The organism is Methylobacterium sp. NPDC097929 (assembly GCF_049543375.1).
Lineage (GTDB): Bacteria > Pseudomonadota > Alphaproteobacteria > Rhizobiales > Beijerinckiaceae > Methylobacterium.
The window spans coordinates 1-18827 of sequence record NZ_JBMVEP010000014.1; the positions used below are offsets into that span (position 1 = coordinate 1).

The window sequence follows — 18827 nt, forward strand, 5'->3', positions numbered from 1 at the left end:
TCACACGGTAGCGCTTGTGCATGCCGCCCTCCTGACTTCAAGAGACAGGAGACTCGCGCCAACAAGCCCACACCGCAAGCGGGACAGAGCACTAGATTCGAGGCCGGGAAGCCGAGGGACGGGTTTCAGGAAAAAGAGAGGCGGGGACGCGTGTCGCTCGAAACGGCAGGTCCCGCTCACGGCACCGTCCGAGCGCTCGTCAGCGACACGAGGGCCGTCCCGGTCGAGGAGGTCTGGCGATTCGAGGATCGGGATGCATCCGCATCGTCGCGAATCACCGTCCGGCGGAGTCCACGGCCCGCAGACAGGCTTGCGAATATCGACGGGCACTCTCTCACCCGGGGACCGGCCCGCTTCGGGACGCGCCCCGCAGCCTCGATGCACCATCGGCAAATCAAGCGCGCTTCTGGACTGGTGTTCCGCTTCCGGCCGACTTGAGGAACCCGCTCCGTCGCCGGCCGGTGACGGCGGCAGGGCAGCAAGGTCTACAAGAAGACGGTTCACGGGCCGTGAGATCCAGTGTCGGGGCCGGATGGAACCTCGTATGAAGGGTCGTGGGGCCGATTGCTGCGCCGCCGGTGTGTCCTGGCCGCTACATCGGCAGCGGCGGAAATGGTCTAGCTTCTTCTCGATCGGGCTCTCTGCTGGGGATCAAAAATGAAGAAGCTTCTGACATCGCTCGCCGCGTTCACGGCGATGACCGCCGCGGCCTCCGCCGCCGACCTGCCGCGCCGCGCCGCGCCGCCGGTCTTCACCCCCGTTCCGGTGTTCACCTGGACCGGTTTCTACGCCGGTTTCAACGCCGGTTACGGCTTCGGCGTCGAGGACAACGGCGCCCGTTCGGTCGTCGGCGTCAACTCGCTGACCGGCCTCGTGCGTCCCGGCCAGACCGCCGTCATCGCCTTCGGCGGCAACGACCGCAGCGACGGCTTCGTCGGCGGTGGCCAGATCGGCTACAACTACCAGTTCACCCCGGGCTCCGGCGTCGTCGTCGGTATCGAGGCTGACGCTCAGTACGTCGACTTCGGCCGCAACCGGAACCAGTTCTCGGTCGTGAACAGCAACCCGGCCTTCCCGGGCGTCGCCGCCCAGCAGGTCTTCAACCCGAACGGCGTTTCCAGCCTCGACTTCTTCGGCACCGTCCGCGGCCGTCTCGGCTACGCCTTCGATCGCGTCCTGTTCTACGGCACCGGCGGCTTCGCCTACGGCGCCGGCGGCGGCCGTCAGTTCGGCCTGCCGAACAGCTCCACCGACGACTTCCGCACCGGCTACGCCGCGGGTGGTGGTGTCGAGTACGCTCTCCCGACCGACTCGTTCCTGAACTTCTTCCGCTCCTCGGCCGTGACGCTGAAGGTCGAAGGTCTGTACGTGAACCTCGATCGCGGCGGCGGTGCCCTCAACGGCGCCTTCGCGGTGAACAACGTCGGCACCGTGATCACCACGGCTTCCCCGGGCGTGGTCGTCGTCTCCGGCGCCCAGCGCCGCAACGACACCGAGTTCGCGGTCATCCGCGCCGGTCTGAACTACAAGTTCGGCAGCTACTAAGCCGAACCGTCAATAAGGGTCTCGAAACCAGGGAGCCCGGCCGCAAGGCCGGGCTTCTTGCGTTTGGGCGGGACGCGAGACGAGGGACCTGGACCGGGCCCGCCTCCGGGCGCGAAAAAGCCCGGCCTCTCGGCCGGGCTGTCCGAACGACGCTTCGTCCGGGTCGGGTTCGTCAGGCGCTGGCCTGGATCCAGCGGGAGAGGTCGCCCTTCGGAGCGGCGCCGACCTTCTGGCTGGCGAGCTTGCCGTCCTTGAAGATCATCAGCGTCGGGATCGAGCGGATGCCGTAGGTCGAGGCAATGCCGGGGTTCTCGTCCACATTCACCTTGACGATCTTCACCTTGCCCTGAAGATCGACGGAGATCTCCTCAAGGGCCGGGCCGATCTGACGGCAGGGGCCGCACCACTCCGCCCAGAAATCCACCACGACGGGCTCGGAGGACTGCAGAACGTCCTGCTCGAAGCTCGCATCGGTCACTTTCACGGTCGCCATCATACGTCCTTTCGACACGCGGTCCCCGAAGACACCGGGGAGCGGGTTCGGCGCCTATCGGTCGAGCGAGAATTGGCGACGCCCCGGCGCCCGGTCAAGGCACCCCGTCCGCGCCACGGGTCTGAGGCGCCGGGGCGGCATGGATCGTGCCCGAATCCTCCCCGCAATCCTTGTCCGGCCCGAGCGTCCGCCGCGCGGCAGCGGCGTCTGGACGCCGGTGCGACCCTCGCCGTTCGCGCCCAGCGCCCCATTTGGCGGGCAGGATCGGCGACCCGCACAAGGATCAATCGACGTGACGCGCACCCTTTCGCTCCTGCTCGCCACCGTCGCGGCTCTCGGCCTCGATGCGTCCGCCTTCGCCCAACAGCCCGCCGGTCAGGACACGCGGTCTCCCCGGATCGAGGGCGAGTCGTTCCAGGCGCCGGCGGCGCCGAGCGCGGGCAATTCGGTCGCCGAGAAGGACCCGCCGAACACCGAGTACAAGCCACTCCTGCCCAACCAGACCCGGGCGCCGGAGCCCGCGCAGAAGTCCGAGGTCGAGACCGCGGTCGCGGTGAAGGGGCTCGACAGCCCGTGGGCGATGGAGTTCCTGCCCGACGGGCGGATGATCGTGACCGAGAAGGCGGGCAAGATCCGCCTCGTGGCCAAGGACGGCACCGTGGGCCAGCCGGTGGCGGGCGTGCCGAAGGTCGATGCGCGGGGGCAGGGCGGCCTGCTCGACATCGCGCTCAGCCCGAGCTTCGCCAACGACCGCACGATCTATTTCAGCTTCAGCGAGCCGCGGGACAAGGGCAACGGCACCACCGTGGCCAAGGCCAAACTCGTCGAGAGCGACGGCAAGGCGCGGCTCGACGATCTCAAGATCATCTTCCGCCAGACGCCCGCCTACGACGGCGACAAGCATTTCGGTTCGCGCCTCGTCTTCGCGCCCGATGGGAAGCTGTTCGTCACGGTTGGCGAGCGCTCCGACAAGCAGACCCGCGGACAGGCCCAGGATCTGACGAGCGGGCTCGGCAAGGTCTTCCGGATCGAGACCGACGGCAGCGCGCCGAAGGACAACCCCTTCACCGGCGGCGAGAAAGCGCGGCCGGAGATCTGGTCCTACGGCCACCGCAACGTCCAGTCCGCCGCCCTCGACAGCCAGGGCCGGCTCTGGACGGTGGAGCACGGTCCCCGCGGCGGCGACGAGCTGAACCGCCCGCGTCCCGGCCTCAACTACGGCTGGCCGGTGGTGACCTACGGCATCGAGTATTCGGGCGAGAAGATCGGCGACGGCCAGACCCAGGCCGGCGGTACGGTGCAGCCGGTCTATTACTGGGACCCGGTGATCGGGCCCTCCGGCATGGCGCTGTACAACAAGGATCTCTTCCCGGCCTGGAAGGATCAGTTCCTGATCGGTGGCCTCGTCAGCACCGGTCTCGTCCTGCTCAAGCTCGACGGCGACAAGGTCGTCACCGAGGAGCGCATCCCGCTGGAGCACCGCGTCCGCGACGTGCGGGTCGGCCCGGACGGCGCCGTCTACGCGGTGACCGAGGATGACGGCCAGATCGTCAAACTGACGCCGAAGAAGAGCAGCTGAGGCCAGGCTCGCCTCGCCTCGGCTCCCCGGCACGTCCTTGCGCGGCTCGGCGCAAGCCATCCAGGGCGCGACCTCTCAGGAAAGGTCGCGCCGCAGGATCGTTTCGCAGCCGCGCGATGACGGCGAGGGCGCTCAGGAAACGGCCTCCACCCGCCGCACCACCGGCCCCGAGGTCCAGACCAGGAGAGCCGTGATCGCGTGGTCGGGCCAGATCGCGGCGGCGAGCCGCGCATAAAGTGCAACCTGGGCCGCCTCGCGCTGCGGCAGGGGCGCGCCGTCGGCGGGTGGGCGGCCGGTCTTGAAATCGCACAGCGTGACCCGGCCCTCCTCCACCACGAGGCGGTCGATGCGGCCGGTCACGTCGCGCTCGACGCCGTCCACGCTGATCCGGCCCGAGAGCGCCACCTCGGCGCGGGCTTGCGCCGAGAAGAGCGCGGCGAGGTCGGGCGCCTCGATCAGCCGCAGCACGGAGCGTACGAGGTCCCGGCGCCGGGCCTCGTCCAGGGTCGGCGCACGGGCGCGGGCAAAGCGCTCCGCAGCCTCCGAACGGCGGGCGGGCTCGATGCGCGGCAGGTGTTCGAGCAGGGCGTGAACCAGGGCGCCCCGGCGCCTTGCCTCGGCGTCGCCCTGGCGGCGGCGCGGCTGGCGCTGGCCGTCCGCCGCGCCGAGGGCGCCGGACGGGCTCAGCGGCGGCGCGGACTCGGTCTCCGGGGCGGCCGGCGCGAACAGCCAGGCCGGCACCGCCTCCGCCTCGGACGGAGTCGAATCCCGGGCCGCAGCGGCCAGCGCGGCGGCGGAGCCGTCGCGCCAGAGGGTGATCGCCCCGTGGTCGGTCTCGAGGGTCTCGCCGGCACCCAGGCCCCGCTCCAGGCCGATGCGCACCATCTCGCACCAGGAGGCCGGCGTTTCCCGCGTCGCCCCGCGATACGGCGCGATCACGAGGTGGTCGGCCGCGCGGGTCATGGCGACGTAGAGCAGACGGTTGTGCTCCTCCCGCGCCCGCGCCTGGAGGGCGGAACGGGCCCGGAGCGTGGCCGCGCAATCCTGCGTGCGCCCGCCGGTCCAGACCGGCGGCAGCGGACCGTCGGCGGCGTGGTCGAGGCTGAGCAGCGGCGGGTCGTTGCGGCCGAGCGGCTCGCAGCCGTCGATGACGACGACGACCGGGGCCTCCAGGCCCTTGGCGCCGTGCACCGTCATCACCCGCACCTCGTCCCGGCCGGATTCGAGGTCGCGCTTGACCGAGAGGCCGGACCGGCCGCGGCCGGGCTGCACCACGTAGTCTGCGAGGAAGGCGTCGAGGCAGGGCGCGTCGGTGCCGGTCTCGGCCTCCGCGGCCTGGGCCAGGAACACGTCGATGGCGTCACCCGCCTCGCCGCCGAGCCGGGCGACCAGCCGGCTGCGGCCCCCGTGCGGCCCGAGCAGGGCGGCGTAGAAGCCGAACGGGCCGTTCTCCGCCGCGAGCCGGATCCAGAGCCGCAGCGCCTCCCGGCCGCGTATCGCAGCAGGGTCGCCGGCCTCGGCGTGACGGGCGAGCGCGTCCTCCAGCGTCTCCTCGAAGGGGCGGCGGGCGCAGATACGGGTGAGGTCGTCGTCGGTCAGCCCGACCAGCGGGGTCTTGAGCGCGACAGCCAGCGTCAGGTCGTCGGCGGGGAGCAGCCCGGCGCGGCCGACCGCCACGAGGTCGAGCACGGCGATGTGGCCCGCCACCTCCAGCCGGTCCTGGCCGGCCACCGGCACGCCGAGACCCTTCAGCGCCCGGATCACCTCCTCGAAGGCGGCCGAGCGCTTGCGCACGAGGATCAGCACGTCGCCGGGCCGCCAGACCCGGCCGCAGGCATCGCCCGTCGTCGTCCAGGTCTTCACCGCGCGGGCGATGCGACGGGCGACGACGATGGCCGGGGCGTTGGTCTCGGGCGCGTCCACGGGCGCGGCCCAGGCGTCGGGCTCCTCGGCCTCGGCCGGCTCCTCGATGCCCCAGAGCTCGACGGCGCCGGGCACGCCGGCCCGGGCGGAGGCGTGGACGGTGCCGGGTGCTCCCGCCTCGAAAGACAGGCCGGCGAAGTGCTCGGGGACCTGGAAGACGGCATCGACCGCCGCCAGCACGTGGGAAGCGGTTCGGAAGGAGAGCCGCAGGCTCACGTCGGCGAAGTCGTCCTCGGCGTCCCGCGCGGCCCGCTCCCAGGCGCGCCGGGTCAGCTCGAATTCCCGCGGGTCGGCGCCCTGGAAGCTGTAGATCGACTGCTTGGGATCACCCACGGCGAAGCGGGTGCGGCGCAGGCCCCGCGCGCCCTCGCCCGCGGCGAACTCGGCGGTGAGCGTGCGCAGGATCTCCCATTGCTGCGGGTTGGTGTCCTGCGCCTCGTCCACGAGGACGTGATCGACGCCCCGATCGAGCTTGAACAGGACCCAGGAGGCGCCCACCCGCGAGAGCAGGTCGAGGGTCTTATGGATCAAATCGTCGAAATCGAGGGCGCCGAGCCGGGTCTTCTGCGCCTCGACGCGGCGGTGGATCTCGGCGGCGAGCCGGAACAGACCGCGCGTGCGCGCCAGTGCCCGGGCGGCGCGCAGGCTGTCGAAGAGCGGGATCAGCCGCGCCTGCTCGTCGAGCAGCGCCTGCTTGATCTCCTCCGGGACGGCCTTGGTGCCGAAGGATTTGGCCGCGCGCGGCTCGTCCTTGTCGGTGAAGAAGACCGCGCGGTAGGGGGCCAGCGCCTTGCCCGTGCCCGCGTCCAGAAGCGCGTGCGCCTCCACGAGCCCGTCGGCGAGCCGCTCGTCCGTGCTCTTGCCGGTGCGCAGCCGGCCGGCGATCTCGAGCCAGTTCCCGAGGGTGCTCCCGCCCAGAATCTCGGCCTCGACGGTCTCGACCCCGGTGCCGTCGGCGAGCGCCAGCGCACCGGGCAGGCGGGCCAAGGCCGGTTCGAGGGCGCGGTGATCGGAGAACAGCGCACGCGTGCGCATGGCGGTGCGGATCGCGTCGCGCAGGGTGTCGCCGGAAGCTTCCGCCCCGACCACGGCGAACGCGTCCGACAGCTCCTGGTCGCCCCCGAGGAAGGCATCGGCCAGCACGTTGTCGGTCTCGATCTCGAAGGCCTCGCGCGACTGGTTCTCGTCGAGCACGACGAAGCGGGCCGGCACGTTGGCCTCGAACGGGAACATGTGCAGCAGCCGCTCGCAGAGCGCGTGCAGGGTCTCGATCTTGAGGCCCCCCGGCGTCTCGACGGCGCGGGCGAACAGGCGGCGCGCCAGCCGCAGGGTATCGCGGGAGGGCCGCGCGCCGGTGAGCTCGGTCAGTTCCGCGGCCAGATCCGCATCCGCCAGGGTCACCCAGCGGCCGAGTCGCTGGAAGACGCGGATCGACATGTTGGCGGCGGCCGCCTTGGTGAAGGTGAGGCAGAGGATGCGGCCCGGAGGCGCGCCGTCGAGGAGCAGGCGCAGCACCCGGTCGGTGAGCACCTTGGTCTTGCCCGCGCCGGCATTGGCCGAGACCCAGGCCGAGAGGCGCGGGTCGGCGGCCCGGCGCTGGGCCGCCCGCGTGAGGTCGTCGACGGTGAAGCCGGCCAGAGGGGCGTTCACGCGAGGTCTCCTTCACCAGCCAGCGACCATTCGAGGACGCGGGCGAGGTGGTCGTAATCGCTGTAGGCGCGCACGTACTGGGCGTAGGGCCGCGACAGGTAGGCCGCCTCGCCCGTCATGTAGCGGGCGATCAGGCCGCGCAAGCGCTCCAGATGTTCTGCGACGATGGCCTCGACCGTGCGCGCATCGCCCGGGGGTGCCTTCACGGGGATCGGCCGGAACGGCTCGCGCCCGCCCGAGGCGTGCACGTAGAGCAGGTCGGGGGGTGTGGCCGCCTTCAGCCCCTCGAAGGCGCCCTGCATCAGCATCGCCGCCTCCAGCGTCAGCTGGGGCGAGAAGCCGGCGAAGACGGTGCGGTTGCTCGGCGGCGCGCCGGTCTTGAAGTCGACGATGCAGAAGCCGCCATCGGCCCGCGCCTCGATGCGGTCGGCCCGGGCCGAGAGCGTGAAGCTGCGCTCGCCCAGCGGAATCACCAGCTTGCCCGAACGCTCCGCGTGGATGGCGCTCACGCCCCGGCGCTGCTCGGCCTCCCATTCGAGGAAGGCGGCGGCCATGCGCTCGTAGCGGGGAAACCACTCGGCGTAGAGTTCGGGATACTGGTCCTGGAGCGGGCCGAAGGCATCCAGGGCGATGGCGTAGAGCAGCGTTTCCGCATCCGCCGGCAGCGGGCCGGGATGGGCCTGCGAGAAGTCGCCGAGGACCTTGTGGATCAGGCTGCCGCGCTCGGCCGCGCCCGGCACCACGGCGATGGGCTCCAAAGCCTCCAGCCCCAAAATGTGCCGGGCGAAGATCGCGTAGGGGTCGCGCACCAGGGTCTCGATCTCGGTGACGCTGAGCCGGTCCGGGAACAGGGCCGGGTCGGGCTTCGGCGCGGGACGTTTCAGGCGCGGCGGCGGCGCCTCGAGACCGCGGTCGAGGATCGCCGCGAGCCCGCGCAGGCGCTGACCGCGGGCGACCGCCTCGGCCCAGATGCCGTCGCCGCCGAAGGCGCGCAGGCGCTGGAGGAAGCGCGAGGGCACGGTGGGCGAGCCCTCGCGCTTGGCCGCGCGGGTCAGCACGGCGTCGTGGCAGCCCAGGGCTTGCACGAAGTCGTGGGCTGCCTGCCCGATCCGGCGCTCGGGCGGGCTCAGGCCCACCTGGCCCCGCATCGGCCGGTTGAGGAAGGCGTCGGTGGTCTGGCGCACCGGCCAGACCGCCTCGTCGAGGCCGCCGAGCACGATCCGGTCGACGGAGAGGAGGCGCGCTTCCAGGGGGCCGAGGATGCGCAGGCGCGGATGCGCCGCGCCCTGTGCGCAGGCCACGCTGCGGTCGCGGGCGAGCGTGGTGAAGAAGGCGGCGTAGTCGGAGAACCGGCCCGGCAATTCCTCGAATGCGGCCGATTCCAGATCGTCGAACAGGGCGTCGAGCGCGTCGAGGGAGGGATCGTCGGTCTCCTCGGCGTCCTCCTCCGCCTCGTCCTCAGCCGCGTCCATCATCCGCTCGCAGGCCTCCCGGTGCCCGGCGGCGAGCGCCACGAGGTTGCCGGTGGCGGGGTGGCGATCCGTGCGGAACGGGCCGAGCGCGATCTCCAGCCGGTCGAGGATGGCTTCCGCCAGATCCCAGTCGATCGGCTTCAGGCGCTTCTTAGCGCGGGGCACGCGGCCCGTTCCCCCGCGCTGCAGGGCGAGCGCGTCGCGCATCCCGTCGAAGCTGTTCTTCGGGATCGGGGCGGGACCGCGCAGGCCGCCGATCTCCAGGGCGGCGGCGGCCCGCACCACGTCGCTGCGGGGCAAGCCCAGCCGCACGTAAGGGTGGGCGAGCAGCGCGATGACCCGGGCCGGCGCCATCTCGGCGGCCAGCTCCGCCACGAGGCGGGCAAAGCGCCCCCCCTGCGAGCGGGCGAGGCTCAGGCCCGCCGAATCCTCCGCCGCGATGCCCCAGCGGGCGAGGTCCGCCGAGACGCGCAGCGCGAGGCCCCGGTCGGGCGTCACCAGCGCCGCGGTGGCACCGGGCGTCTCAAGGGTCTCGCGGAGCGCCAGCGCGGCGACCAGCGCCTCCTCGCGCTCGTCCGCCGCCTCGACCACGGCGAGCCCCGCCATGCCGGCCCGCGCCAGGGCGAGGCGCTCGCTCGCGTCGAGGCGGGCCCAGGCGTCGGTGGTCTCGGCCGGGCGCAGGGCCTGCGACAGCAGCCGCTCCCGGGCCAGCGCCTCCGGCGGCGGTGCGCCCAGCGTCTCGACGGCCTCGCGCGCGACGGCGAGGCCCCTCGGGCCGGTCAGCGCCCGCAGGATCGCCTGCGGATGGCCGTGGGCGATCTCGTCGCGGTCGCCGCCCGCGCCGTCGATTGCCTCCCAGCCCTCCGCGTCGAGATGCAGGTCGAGCCCGGGCAGGACCACGGCGCCGCGGGGCAGGCGGGCCACCGCCGCGATCAGGCGGGCGGTGGCGGGCACGGAGCCCGTGGAGCCCGCCACGATCACGGGATCGCCCGGCCGCTCGCGGGCGAGCCGCTCGGCCTCGGCGAGCACGAGGCGGCGGGCGCGGGCGGTGGGATCGGCCAGCGAGCGGGCGGCGAGGATGTCGGGCCAGTGCTCGGCGGCGATCTTGAGGAAGTCGAGGGTGAGACGGAAGTAGCGGGAATGCTCGGCCTCGACGGCGGACGCGATCTCGCTCCAGGGCAGGCCCTCGACGGTGAGCGCGTCCATCAACCCTTCGAGATCGGCGGCGAGCGCCACCGCGTCGGCCGGGGAGGAGGGCACGAGGAAGGGCACCTCGTCGTCGATGGGAAGCAGTTCGCGATCCACCGTCTCGGCCCATTTCTGGACGAGGCGCGCCAGGATCAGGCGGCGCTCCAGGGCGGGGATCGAGGGATGCAGCAGCTCTTCCGGCGTCTCCAGCAGGGTCTCGGCGGAGAGGTCGAGTTCCGCCTCGTCGGCCTCGCCCAGCGGGATCATCCGCGGCAGCAGCGCCGCCCCGCCCAGGCGCGCCGCCAGCACCGTCGAGAGCGCCCGCACGGCGCGCTGCGTCGGCAGGTAGAGCGTGACGGAGGCCAGCGCGAAGGGATCGCCGCCCGCCTCCGCCACCCCGCCGACGAGCCGGCCCGAGACGAGCGCCTCGGCGAGCGTCGTCAGGAACGGCGCGCCGGGCGGGATCGTGAAGACGCGGGGGGAGGGGATCGCGGGCATTCTCGAAGCGGGAAACCTGACGTTGGCCGTGCCCGACGATCTGAGGGCAAGAGGGTGAAGGCTTTCGAAAGGCCGGCAGGCCCGCTCCGGCGAAGGAGGCGGTTCGGCGGGCCGGCCGTTCGAGCTTTGTTCTAGCACGGACCGTGGAATCGTGGCGAGCCGCCTGTTCGCCGGGGCCGGCTTGGCCTATTGCGCCCTTCGACCCGCCCGGCTCCGGCCGGGCCGGGACAACAGGCGGGGCGGCAGGCGGACCGGTGGAAGAAGCCTTCATCCGATGGCTCGGCTCGACGGGCGCCATTCGCACCGAGATCGTCGCGGCCATCGGCCTCGTGCTCACGCTCGGGGTCAGCGTCCACGTGCTGCTGCGCAAGCGCGTGGTGGGCGCGGCCATCGGCTGGATCGGGCTCGCTTGGCTCGCGCCCGTCTTCGGCACGATGCTCTACGTCACCTTCGGCATCAACCGGGTCGAGCGGCGCGCCCGCCGGCTGAAGCGGCGGCCCTCGCAGCAACTCGACGACACGCCGCAGCCCTCCGCCCACGTGCCCGAGGCCTACCGCCCCCTCGACCGGGCGGTGCAGACGATCACCGGCCTGCCGACGGTGGCGGGCAACCGCATCGCGCGCTACCGCAACGGCGACGAGGCCTACCCGGCGATGCTGGCGGCCATCGGCGCGGCGCGGCGCAGCGTCGCCCTGTCGAGCTACATCTTCCGCGACGACCGGACCGGCCAGGCTTTCTGCGCGGCGCTGAAGGCCGCGCAGGACCGGGGCGCCGAGGTCCGCGTGATCGTCGACGGGATCGGCAGCGGCTACTTCTCCCCCGCCGCGTGGCGCCGCCTGCACCGGCTCGGCGTGCCGGCCGGGCTGTTCATGCACTCCGTGCTGCCCTGGCGGATGCCGTTCCTGAACCTGCGCACCCACAAGAAGCTCCTGATCCTCGACGGTCAGGTCGCCTTCACCGGCGGCGTCAACATCTCCGACGACAACCGCGTTGCACAAGGACCGGACTTCCCGATCCGCGACACGCATTTCAAGATCGAGGGGCCGGTGGTCGAGCACCTGACCCAGGCCTTCATCGCCGACTGGCTGTTCGTGAGCGGCGAGGAACTGGAGGGCGAGGCGTGGCTGCCGCCGCTGGCGCCCGCGGGCGACGTCACCGCCCGGGTCGTCACCTCCGGCCCCGATGCCGACATCGAGAAGATCGCCACCGTCGTCCTGCACGCCATCACCCTGGCGAAGGACTCGATCCGGCTGACGACGCCCTACTTCCTGCCCAACGACCTCATCGTCAGCGCGCTCTGCCTCGCGGCGACGCGGGGCGTCGAGGTCGACGTGGTGATTCCCCGCAAGAGCGACCACCGCTTCGTCGACTGGGCGACCCGCGGGCATATCGATCCGCTCCTCAGGAGCGGCGTGCGGGTCTGGATCGACGAGCCGCCCTTCGATCATTCGAAGGCGACGGTGATCGACGGCCAATGGTGTTTCGTCGGCAGCGCGAACTGGGATTCGCGCAGCTTCCGCCTGAACTTCGAGCTGAACGTCGAGGTCTACGACGCCGAACTCGCCCGTGCGCTCGAAGCCTTCATTTCGGAAAAGCGGCAGACCCGGCTGACGCTCGCCGATCTCGACGCCCGCTCGCTCCCGATCCGCCTGCGCGACGCAGCCGTCCGACTGCTTCTGCCATACCTTTGAGCCGCCCGACCGAGGCCGCCCCCTCCGGCGCGGGGGAGAGCCGCACCACGATCGGACGATGGTCGGATAGGCCGCGGGGCAGCACGGCCCGCTCGTGGCAGACGAGGCCGCGCACGAGGCAGCGGTCGAGCCGCAGGGGCAGCACGTCGACCATGGCGTGGGTCGGCCGCCGGGGGCCGACGTCGCGGAAGCCCGGCAGCAGGGCGGGGCCGACGATGTTGTAGTCGCCGAGCACCGCCGCGCGGGCCGGCAGGTGGCTCTCGATGCGCCGCAGCTGGCGCCGGTTGAGCACCTGACCGTGGGAGAGATGCACGTTGGCGACGCCGAATTCGCCGCAATCGAGCACCTGGCAGACCCGGTCGATCAGGACGCCGGGGGGCAGGGTGACGATCTCCGGCGGGTTCGGCCAGGGCGTCGGGCTCCACATCGCCAGCCCGTGGATGCGCCCCGGCAGTTGCGCCCAGGCATAGACGCCGCCGACCCTGTCCTTCAGGGCCGCGATCTCCCGCGTGGCCTCCTGCATCAGCAGCAGGTCGGGCCGCTCCTGCTCGATCAGCGTGACGAGGCAATCCACCGCCGCGCCCGTGCGGCGCAGCAGATTCCAGCTCACGATCTTTTTGGCATCGGGACCGGGCGAGGGGAGCGCGGGAGCGTTGCGTCTCAGGAGCATGAGGCTGGTTCGCGCGATCTCGTGTCGGCTTCGGGGCGGCGGGGAGGCAATGCACGGGGCGAGGATCGGTTCGACCGCTCCGGCTCTCAGCGTCCCTTGCGATCGAGGAAGGCGGCGATCCCGTCTTCCGCGACGCGCGTCAGCATGTTCTGCGTCATCACCCGGCCGGCATGGGCGTAGGCCTCGGCCAGCGGCATTTCCAACTGCTCGTAGAAGGCCCGCTTGCCGACCCGGACGGTGTACGGGCTGCGCGCCGCGATCCCCGCGGCCAGGGACTGCGCGGCGGCGAGCGCTCCGCCAGCCTCCACCACGTCGTTGACGAGACCCAGGCGCCGGGCCTCCTCCGCATCCGCCATCTCGGCGGTGAGCAGCATCCGCATCGCCGCCTTGCGCGAGAGGTTGCGCGAGAGCGCCACCATCGGCGTCGAGCAGAACAGGCCGATCTGCACGCCCGGCGTGGCGAAGCGCGCCTGCGCCCCCGCCACGGCCAGATCGCAGGAGGCCACGAGCTGGCAGCCGGCGGCGGTCGCCACGCCCTCCACCGCCGCGATCACCGGCTGGGGCAGGGCGGGAATCGCCATCATCACGCTCGAGCAGAGCGCGAACAGCGCTTCGAACTTCTCCGCGCCGCGGTCGCTCTGCGCCCGATAGCCGGTCATCTCCTTGAGATCGTGGCCGGCGCAGAAGGCGGGACCCGCCGCCGCCAGAACCACGGCGCGCACGCCGTCGTCCTCCGACAGCGCCGCGAAGGCCTCGCGCAAGGCTTCGAGCAGACGGAGCGAGAGCGCGTTGCGCGCCTGCGGCCGGTTGAGCGTCAGGGTCGCGACGCCGTCGCGATCCGCGCGCAGCAGGGAAGGGGCCGACCCGGTCTCGCTCATGGCATCCTCGCGCCGCGGGTGTCATCCACCCTGTTCCCGCACTCCGTTCTCGCGCGCCATGCGGGGCGCGGCAACGCCACCCCCCTAGCCGGCTCTTGTGCAGTGCCATACCGTGCGCCGCATCAAAGCCCTGCCAGCCCGGAGCCCCCTTTGACGACCGAGATCGCCCGCCCGACCACCCGCAGCCCCGACCACGCCATCGATCCGATCTTCACCGAGCGCTGGTCGCCGCGCGCCTTCACCGGAGAGGCGGTGCCGGAGGCCGAGCTGCTGCGGATGGTCGAGGCGGCGCGCTGGTCGCCCTCGTCCTACAATTCGCAGCCCTGGCGCTTCCTCTACGCGCTGCGCGACACGCCGGACTGGCAGAGCTTCCTCGACCTGCTGGTTCCGGGCAACCAGAAATGGGCCAAGGACACGGGCGCCCTCGTCTTCCTCGTCTCCAGCGAGCGGATGAAGGTCGGCGACGAGTTGAAGCCCTCCGCCAGCCACTCCCTCGATGCCGGCGCCGCCTCGCTCGCTTTCGCGCTCCAGGCCAACCGGCAGGGCTGGCACGTGCACGGCATGGGCGGCTTCGACCGGGAGCGGGCGATGACGGTGCTGAACGTGCCCGAGCATCACCGGATCGAAGCGGCCTACGGCGTGGGTCGGGCGACGCCCTGGGCGGAGCTGACCGAGGAGCAGCAGGCCAAGGAGCGCCCGAACGCCCGGCGCCCGATCACCGACTTCGCCTTCCGCGGCGGCTTTCCGCAGCGCGAAGGCTGAGGGCGGATCGCGCCGAGTCCGACGAGGGGCGCTCGGATGCGGCGCGGCTGTGAGAAAGACGCGGGACCGGCTCAGCGCCGCCGCAGGTTCGAGGACAATGCCGTGCCGGAGCCGGCCCCCACCTACGACAGTCTCGTCGCGGATTTCCGCTGGGAGATCCCGGAGCGCTACAACATCGCGAGCGATGTCTGCGACCGCTGGGCGCTGACCGAGCCGGACCGCACCGCCCTCCTCGTGCTCGACGCGGACGACCGCCCCGAGCCGGTGAGCTACGGCCGACTGCGCTCGGATTCGCTGCGGCTCGCCGCGGCGCTCGCCGCGCGCGGTGTCGGAGCGGGCGACCGGGTGGCGGTCCTGTTGCCGCAATCGGCCGCGGTCGCGGTGACCCACCTCGCCGCCTACCGGCTCGGGGCGATCGCGCTCCCGCTCGCCGGCCTGTTCGGCGAGGCGGCCCTGCAGCATCGGCTCGCCGATTCCGGCACACGGGCCGTCGTCACCGACGCGGCCGGGCTGGCCAAGCTGGAGCGGCTGCGGCCTGAACTGCCGAACCTCGCCACGATCCTGTCGGTCGACGGCGCCGCCGGCGCGGCCGAGGACTTTTTTTCCGTCCTCGCCTCCGCGGCGGAGGATTTCGAGACGCGGGCGACCGGCCCCGACGACCCGGCCCTGATGATCTACACCTCCGGCACGACCGGGCTGGCCAAGGGCGCGCTGCACGGGCACCGGGTCCTGCTCGGCCACCTGCCGGGCTGGACCCTGATGCACGGCTTCCCACCCGAGGGAACCGGCCTGATGTGGACCCCCTCCGATTGGGCCTGGGCCGGGGGGCTGCTCAACGTGCTGATGCCGTCGCTGCGCCTCGGCATGCCGGTGGTGGCCCGGCCCCACGGCCGGTTCGAGCCGGAGGCGGCGTTCCGGCTGATGGCGGATCTCGGCGTCACCCACGCCTTCCTGCCGCCCACCGCGCTGCGGATGCTGCGCGGCGTCGCGAACCCGCGCGAAACATTCGATCTCTCGCACCTGCGCAACATCGCCTCGGCCGGCGAGGCACTGGGCGCCGAGACCTTCGAATGGGCGAAAGCCGCGCTCGGCCTCACCATCGGCGAGGCCTACGGCCAGACCGAGTGCAACCTCGTTCTCGCCTCCAGCGCGCGGATCGGCGTGGCGCGGGCCGGCGCCACGGGCAAGCCGGTGCCGGGTCACCGCGTCGCGGTCCTGCGCGAGGACGGGACCGAGGCGGAGGCCGACGAGACCGGCGAGATCGCGGTACGCGCGCCCGACCCGGTGCTGTTCCTCGGCTACTGGAATCAACCCGAGGCGACCGCCAAAAAATTCCGCGACGGCTGGTGGATGACCGGCGACCGGGCGCGGCGCGACGCCGACGGCTACATCCGCTTCGTCGGCCGCGAGGACGACCTCATCACCTCGGCGGCCTACCGGATCGGCCCGGCGGAGATCGAGGCCTGCCTCTGCGCCCACCCGGCGGTGGCGCTCGCCGCCGCCGTGGGCGCGCCCGACCCGCTGCGCACCGAGGTCGTGCGGGCCTTCGTCACCCTGCGCGACGGGTTTTCAGCCTCCGAGGCGCTCGCCGCCGAGATCCTGGCCTTCGCCAAGGCCCGGCTCTCCGCCCACGAGGTGCCGCGGTCGCTCAGCTTCCGCGAGACCCTGCCGATGACGACGAGCGGCAAGATCATCCGGCGGCAGTTGCGGGACGAGCCAGCCTGAATGCAAAGCCGATCAACTTGAAGCAGATTGAACATAAAAAGCGTGTCGGTCGCTTCGCCCTTTTGCCCAAGATTTTCAACCGATTCACAACTCATGATTTATAAATTTAGCGCATAAGATCCTGACGCGGAAATTCGACACGCCTTCAATTGAATTATGAAGCGAGGGATGGGTTTTTATGAATAGCTATAGAGAAAAACTGGTATTTGGGATTATTGTAGATGTAACCATTTTATTCGCAATATCTTTATTAATTCTAAGTAAAATTTTCCAAGAAGCTGAGCTCATAGCACAACCTGTCATGATCTTCTGCTCTCTAATATGCTTGAAGCTGAACCAACGAGCCGGCGGAGCCACTATCGCACGATTATTTTCGCCTATTAATATCAAGCACATTCGTGATGTATTAAGGAGAGACCGAGGTCGATTATCTATCTTATTTGTTTCAACATCATTATTATTTGCATTTAAATCTATACGACAAACTATTTACATGGAAATTGATGGATTTTATAAGATCGTGTTTGTATTTTTTATATTATCTTGCATATACATAGTGATAAGGATAGCTCTCGTTGTCGAATATTTACTGGTAGATCAAGAATCTGTTCGCCAGTCTAATTAAAAGCCAAATCTGCGCAATTTTATTCCCCGACCGTATCGTTTCCATAAGCTGGCCAGCGCAGCCGATCGATAGGCAAGGGCGCAGCTGACCGGCGCTGCCTTGTGTAAGAGCGGCTATCCAGCCTGCCGCACCTCCATCGGAGTTGCCCCGCCGATTGGTCGCGCGCGACATGACTTTCTGGCACGTGCGCATCTTCCTGGCCCGGAGCAATCTTGATCGAACGCGGAATCCCCGCCCAGCCATCGCCCATGCCCTGTCCGGCGCAGTTCGACCGGCTGCAGCTCGAGCGTGGCACGGACAGCATCTCGCCCCAGCCTGGAATGAAACGCATAAAGACATCTTTATGTCTTGATTGCTCCCTAAGCCACGCCCTGCTACAGGGATGGCCGACCCGGCCGGGTGAACCGGCCGACGCGCCGGGCCGAAGTGCCGGAACGACTGGCCGTTTCGCGCCGGCCACGACTGAAAAGGGATACCGAGATGGCAGCTGCCAACGATTACATCGTCCGCGACATCGGGCTGGCCGATTACGGCCGCAAGGAGATCTCGATCGCCGAGACCGAGATGCCGGGCCTGATGGCGACCCGCGCCGAGTACGGCGCCAGCCAGCCGCTCAAGGGCGCCAAGATCGCCGGCTCGCTTCACATGACGATCCAGACCGCGGTGCTGATCGAGACCCTGAAGGCGCTCGGCGCCGACATCCGCTGGGTGTCGTGCAACATCTACTCGACCCAGGACCACGCCGCCGCCGCCATCGCCGCCGCCGGCATTCCGGTCTTCGCCGTGAAGGGCGAGACGCTCACCGAGTACTGGGACTACACCGCCAAGCTGTTCGACTGGCATGACGGCTCCATGCCGAACATGATCCTCGACGACGGCGGCGACGCCACCATGTTCGTCCACCTCGGCCTGCGCGCCGAGAACGGCGACACCGCCTTCCTCGACAAGCCGGAGTCGGAGGAGGAGGAGGTCTTCTTCGCACTCCTGAAGAAGAAGCTCGCCGAGAAGCCGAAGGGCTGGTTCGCGGGGCTCGCCGACTCGATCAAGGGCGTCTCCGAGGAGACCACCACGGGCGTGCACCGCCTCTACAACCTCGCGCGTGAGGGCAAGCTGCTCTTCCCGGCGATCAACGTGAACGACTCGGTCACCAAGTCGAAGTTCGACAACCTCTACGGCTGCAAGGAGTCGCTGGTCGACGGCATCCGCCGCGGCACCGATGTCATGATGGCCGGCAAGGTCGCGATGGTCGCGGGCTTCGGCGACGTGGGCAAGGGCTCGGCCGCTAGCTTGCGCAATGCCGGCTGCCGCGTGCTCGTCTCCGAGATCGACCCGATCTGCGCCCTGCAGGCGGCGATGGAGGGCTACGAGGTCGTCACCATGGAAGACGCCGCGCCGCGCGCCGACATCTTCGTGACCGCCACGGGCAACAAGGACATCATCACGATCGAGCACATGCGCGCCATGAAGGACCGCGCGATCGTCTGCAACATCGGCCACTTCGACAACGAGATCCAGGTCGCCGGCCTGAAGAACCTCAAGTGGCAGAACATCAAGCCGCAGGTCGACGAGATCGAGTTCGCCGACGGCCACCGCATCATCCTCCTCTCGGAGGGCCGCCTGGTGAACCTCGGCAACGCGACGGGCCACCCGTCCTTCGTGATGTCGGCCTCCTTCACCAATCAGACGCTCGCCCAGATCGAGCTCTGGACGAACCCGGGCAAGTACGAGCGTCAGGTCTACACCCTGCCCAAGAGCCTCGACGAGAAGGTCGCGGCGCTGCACCTCGAGAAGATCGGCGTGAAGCTCTCGAAACTCCGCCCCGATCAGGCCGCCTATATCGGCGTGTCGCAGAGCGGCCCGTTCAAGCCCGAGCACTACCGCTACTGAGCGATCCCGGCCTCCGAACACCCGGCCTGCCACCCCGGCAGCCGGGGCGTCGCCCGGAGCCCGAAGGGTCACCAGAGCAGATTCGCGAGGAAGCCCGGCCCCAGGCCGGGCTTCTTTCGTTGATGCCGGGCACTATCGACGGCGCGGCGGTCGCTGCATCCTCTGACGAGCGGCAGCCCTCGTCGCGCGCTCGTCGCGCGAATTCTGAAACGATTGGCTCACCATTGCGCTGGGCAGCTCG

At 70.3% G+C, this 18827-nt stretch carries 11 protein-coding genes; 6 read left to right on the forward strand and 5 right to left on the reverse strand.

Annotation, left to right across the window (positions count from 1 at the left end; genetic code table 11):
* Positions 1-657: 657 nt before the first annotated feature.
* A complete protein-coding gene (locus tag ACPCJR_RS22510) occupies positions 658-1545 on the forward strand; it encodes an outer membrane protein (protein ID WP_391515741.1) in 888 nt (295 codons plus the stop codon).
* A gap of 172 nt (positions 1546-1717) precedes the next feature.
* On the opposite strand, the gene trxA is transcribed toward ACPCJR_RS22510, so the two are convergent.
* Entirely contained in the window at positions 1718-2038 is a 321-nt protein-coding gene (trxA, locus tag ACPCJR_RS22515) for a thioredoxin (RefSeq protein ID WP_110351028.1), read from the reverse strand.
* A 292-nt stretch (positions 2039-2330) separates the two neighbouring features.
* Here trxA and ACPCJR_RS22520 point away from each other — a divergent pair, with 292 nt between their 5' ends.
* The gene (locus ACPCJR_RS22520; protein ID WP_391515743.1) at positions 2331-3617 is read left to right on the forward strand and encodes a PQQ-dependent sugar dehydrogenase; all 1287 of its coding nucleotides are present in this window, start codon (positions 2331-2333) and stop codon (positions 3615-3617) included.
* 132 nt (positions 3618-3749) lie between these two features.
* Here the strand turns inward: ACPCJR_RS22520 and addA are convergent, their stop codons facing one another.
* Together addA and addB are read right to left on the reverse strand one after the other, a co-directional pair.
* Entirely contained in the window at positions 3750-7190 is a 3441-nt protein-coding gene (gene addA / locus ACPCJR_RS22525; protein ID WP_391515745.1) for a double-strand break repair helicase AddA, read from the reverse strand.
* Positions 7187-10348 carry a double-strand break repair protein AddB gene (gene addB / locus ACPCJR_RS22530; protein ID WP_391515747.1) on the reverse strand — a complete coding sequence of 1054 codons (3162 nt, stop codon included), beginning with the start codon at positions 10346-10348 and terminating at the stop codon, positions 7187-7189. The genes addA and addB overlap by 4 nt, the downstream gene beginning before the upstream one ends.
* A 254-nt stretch (positions 10349-10602) precedes the next feature.
* On the opposite strand from addB, the gene cls reads away from it, so the two are divergent.
* Positions 10603-12039, forward strand: a complete 1437-nt coding sequence (cls, locus tag ACPCJR_RS22535; protein WP_391515748.1) for a cardiolipin synthase — start codon at positions 10603-10605, stop codon at positions 12037-12039.
* On the opposite strand, the gene ACPCJR_RS22540 is transcribed toward cls, so the two are convergent.
* Both ACPCJR_RS22540 and ACPCJR_RS22545 read right to left on the reverse strand, forming a co-directional pair.
* On the reverse strand, positions 11930-12709 hold the full coding sequence (locus ACPCJR_RS22540) for an endonuclease/exonuclease/phosphatase family protein (RefSeq protein ID WP_391515750.1): 780 nt from the start codon (positions 12707-12709) through the stop codon (positions 11930-11932). The genes cls and ACPCJR_RS22540 overlap by 110 nt on opposite strands.
* 86 nt (positions 12710-12795) lie before the next feature.
* Positions 12796-13587: an enoyl-CoA hydratase gene (locus tag ACPCJR_RS22545; RefSeq protein ID WP_391515752.1), complete on the reverse strand. Its 792-nt coding sequence runs from the start codon at positions 13585-13587 to the stop codon at positions 12796-12798.
* 150 nt (positions 13588-13737) lie between these two features.
* Between ACPCJR_RS22545 and ACPCJR_RS22550 the strand changes: the two genes are divergently transcribed.
* From ACPCJR_RS22550 to ahcY, 3 genes are all read left to right on the forward strand, one after another.
* The gene (locus ACPCJR_RS22550; protein ID WP_391515754.1) at positions 13738-14349 is read left to right on the forward strand and encodes a nitroreductase family protein; all 612 of its coding nucleotides are present in this window, start codon (positions 13738-13740) and stop codon (positions 14347-14349) included.
* Positions 14350-14451: 102 nt separating this feature from the next.
* Positions 14452-16074 carry an AMP-binding protein gene (locus ACPCJR_RS22555; protein WP_391515755.1) on the forward strand — a complete coding sequence of 541 codons (1623 nt, stop codon included), beginning with the start codon at positions 14452-14454 and terminating at the stop codon, positions 16072-16074.
* A gap of 1105 nt (positions 16075-17179) precedes the next feature.
* A complete protein-coding gene (ahcY, locus tag ACPCJR_RS22560) occupies positions 17180-18586 on the forward strand; it encodes an adenosylhomocysteinase (RefSeq protein ID WP_391515756.1) in 1407 nt (468 codons plus the stop codon).
* Positions 18587-18827 lie beyond the last annotated feature (241 nt).

Bases quoted from the DNA above. Each gene is read 5' to 3' on its own strand.
- addB (WP_391515747.1), bottom strand. From the start codon at position 10,348: ATGCCCGCGATCCCCTCCCCCCGCGTCTTCACGATCCCGCCCGGCGCG.
- ACPCJR_RS22540 (WP_391515750.1), bottom strand. From the start codon at position 12,709: ATGCTCCTGAGACGCAACGCTCCCGCGCTCCCCTCGCCCGGTCCCGAT.
- ahcY (WP_391515756.1), top strand. From the start codon at position 17,180: ATGGCAGCTGCCAACGATTACATCGTCCGCGACATCGGGCTGGCCGAT.
- ACPCJR_RS22510 (WP_391515741.1), top strand. From the start codon at position 658: ATGAAGAAGCTTCTGACATCGCTCGCCGCGTTCACGGCGATGACCGCC.
- ACPCJR_RS22545 (WP_391515752.1), bottom strand. From the start codon at position 13,587: ATGAGCGAGACCGGGTCGGCCCCTTCCCTGCTGCGCGCGGATCGCGAC.
- trxA (WP_110351028.1), bottom strand. From the start codon at position 2,038: ATGGCGACCGTGAAAGTGACCGATGCGAGCTTCGAGCAGGACGTTCTG.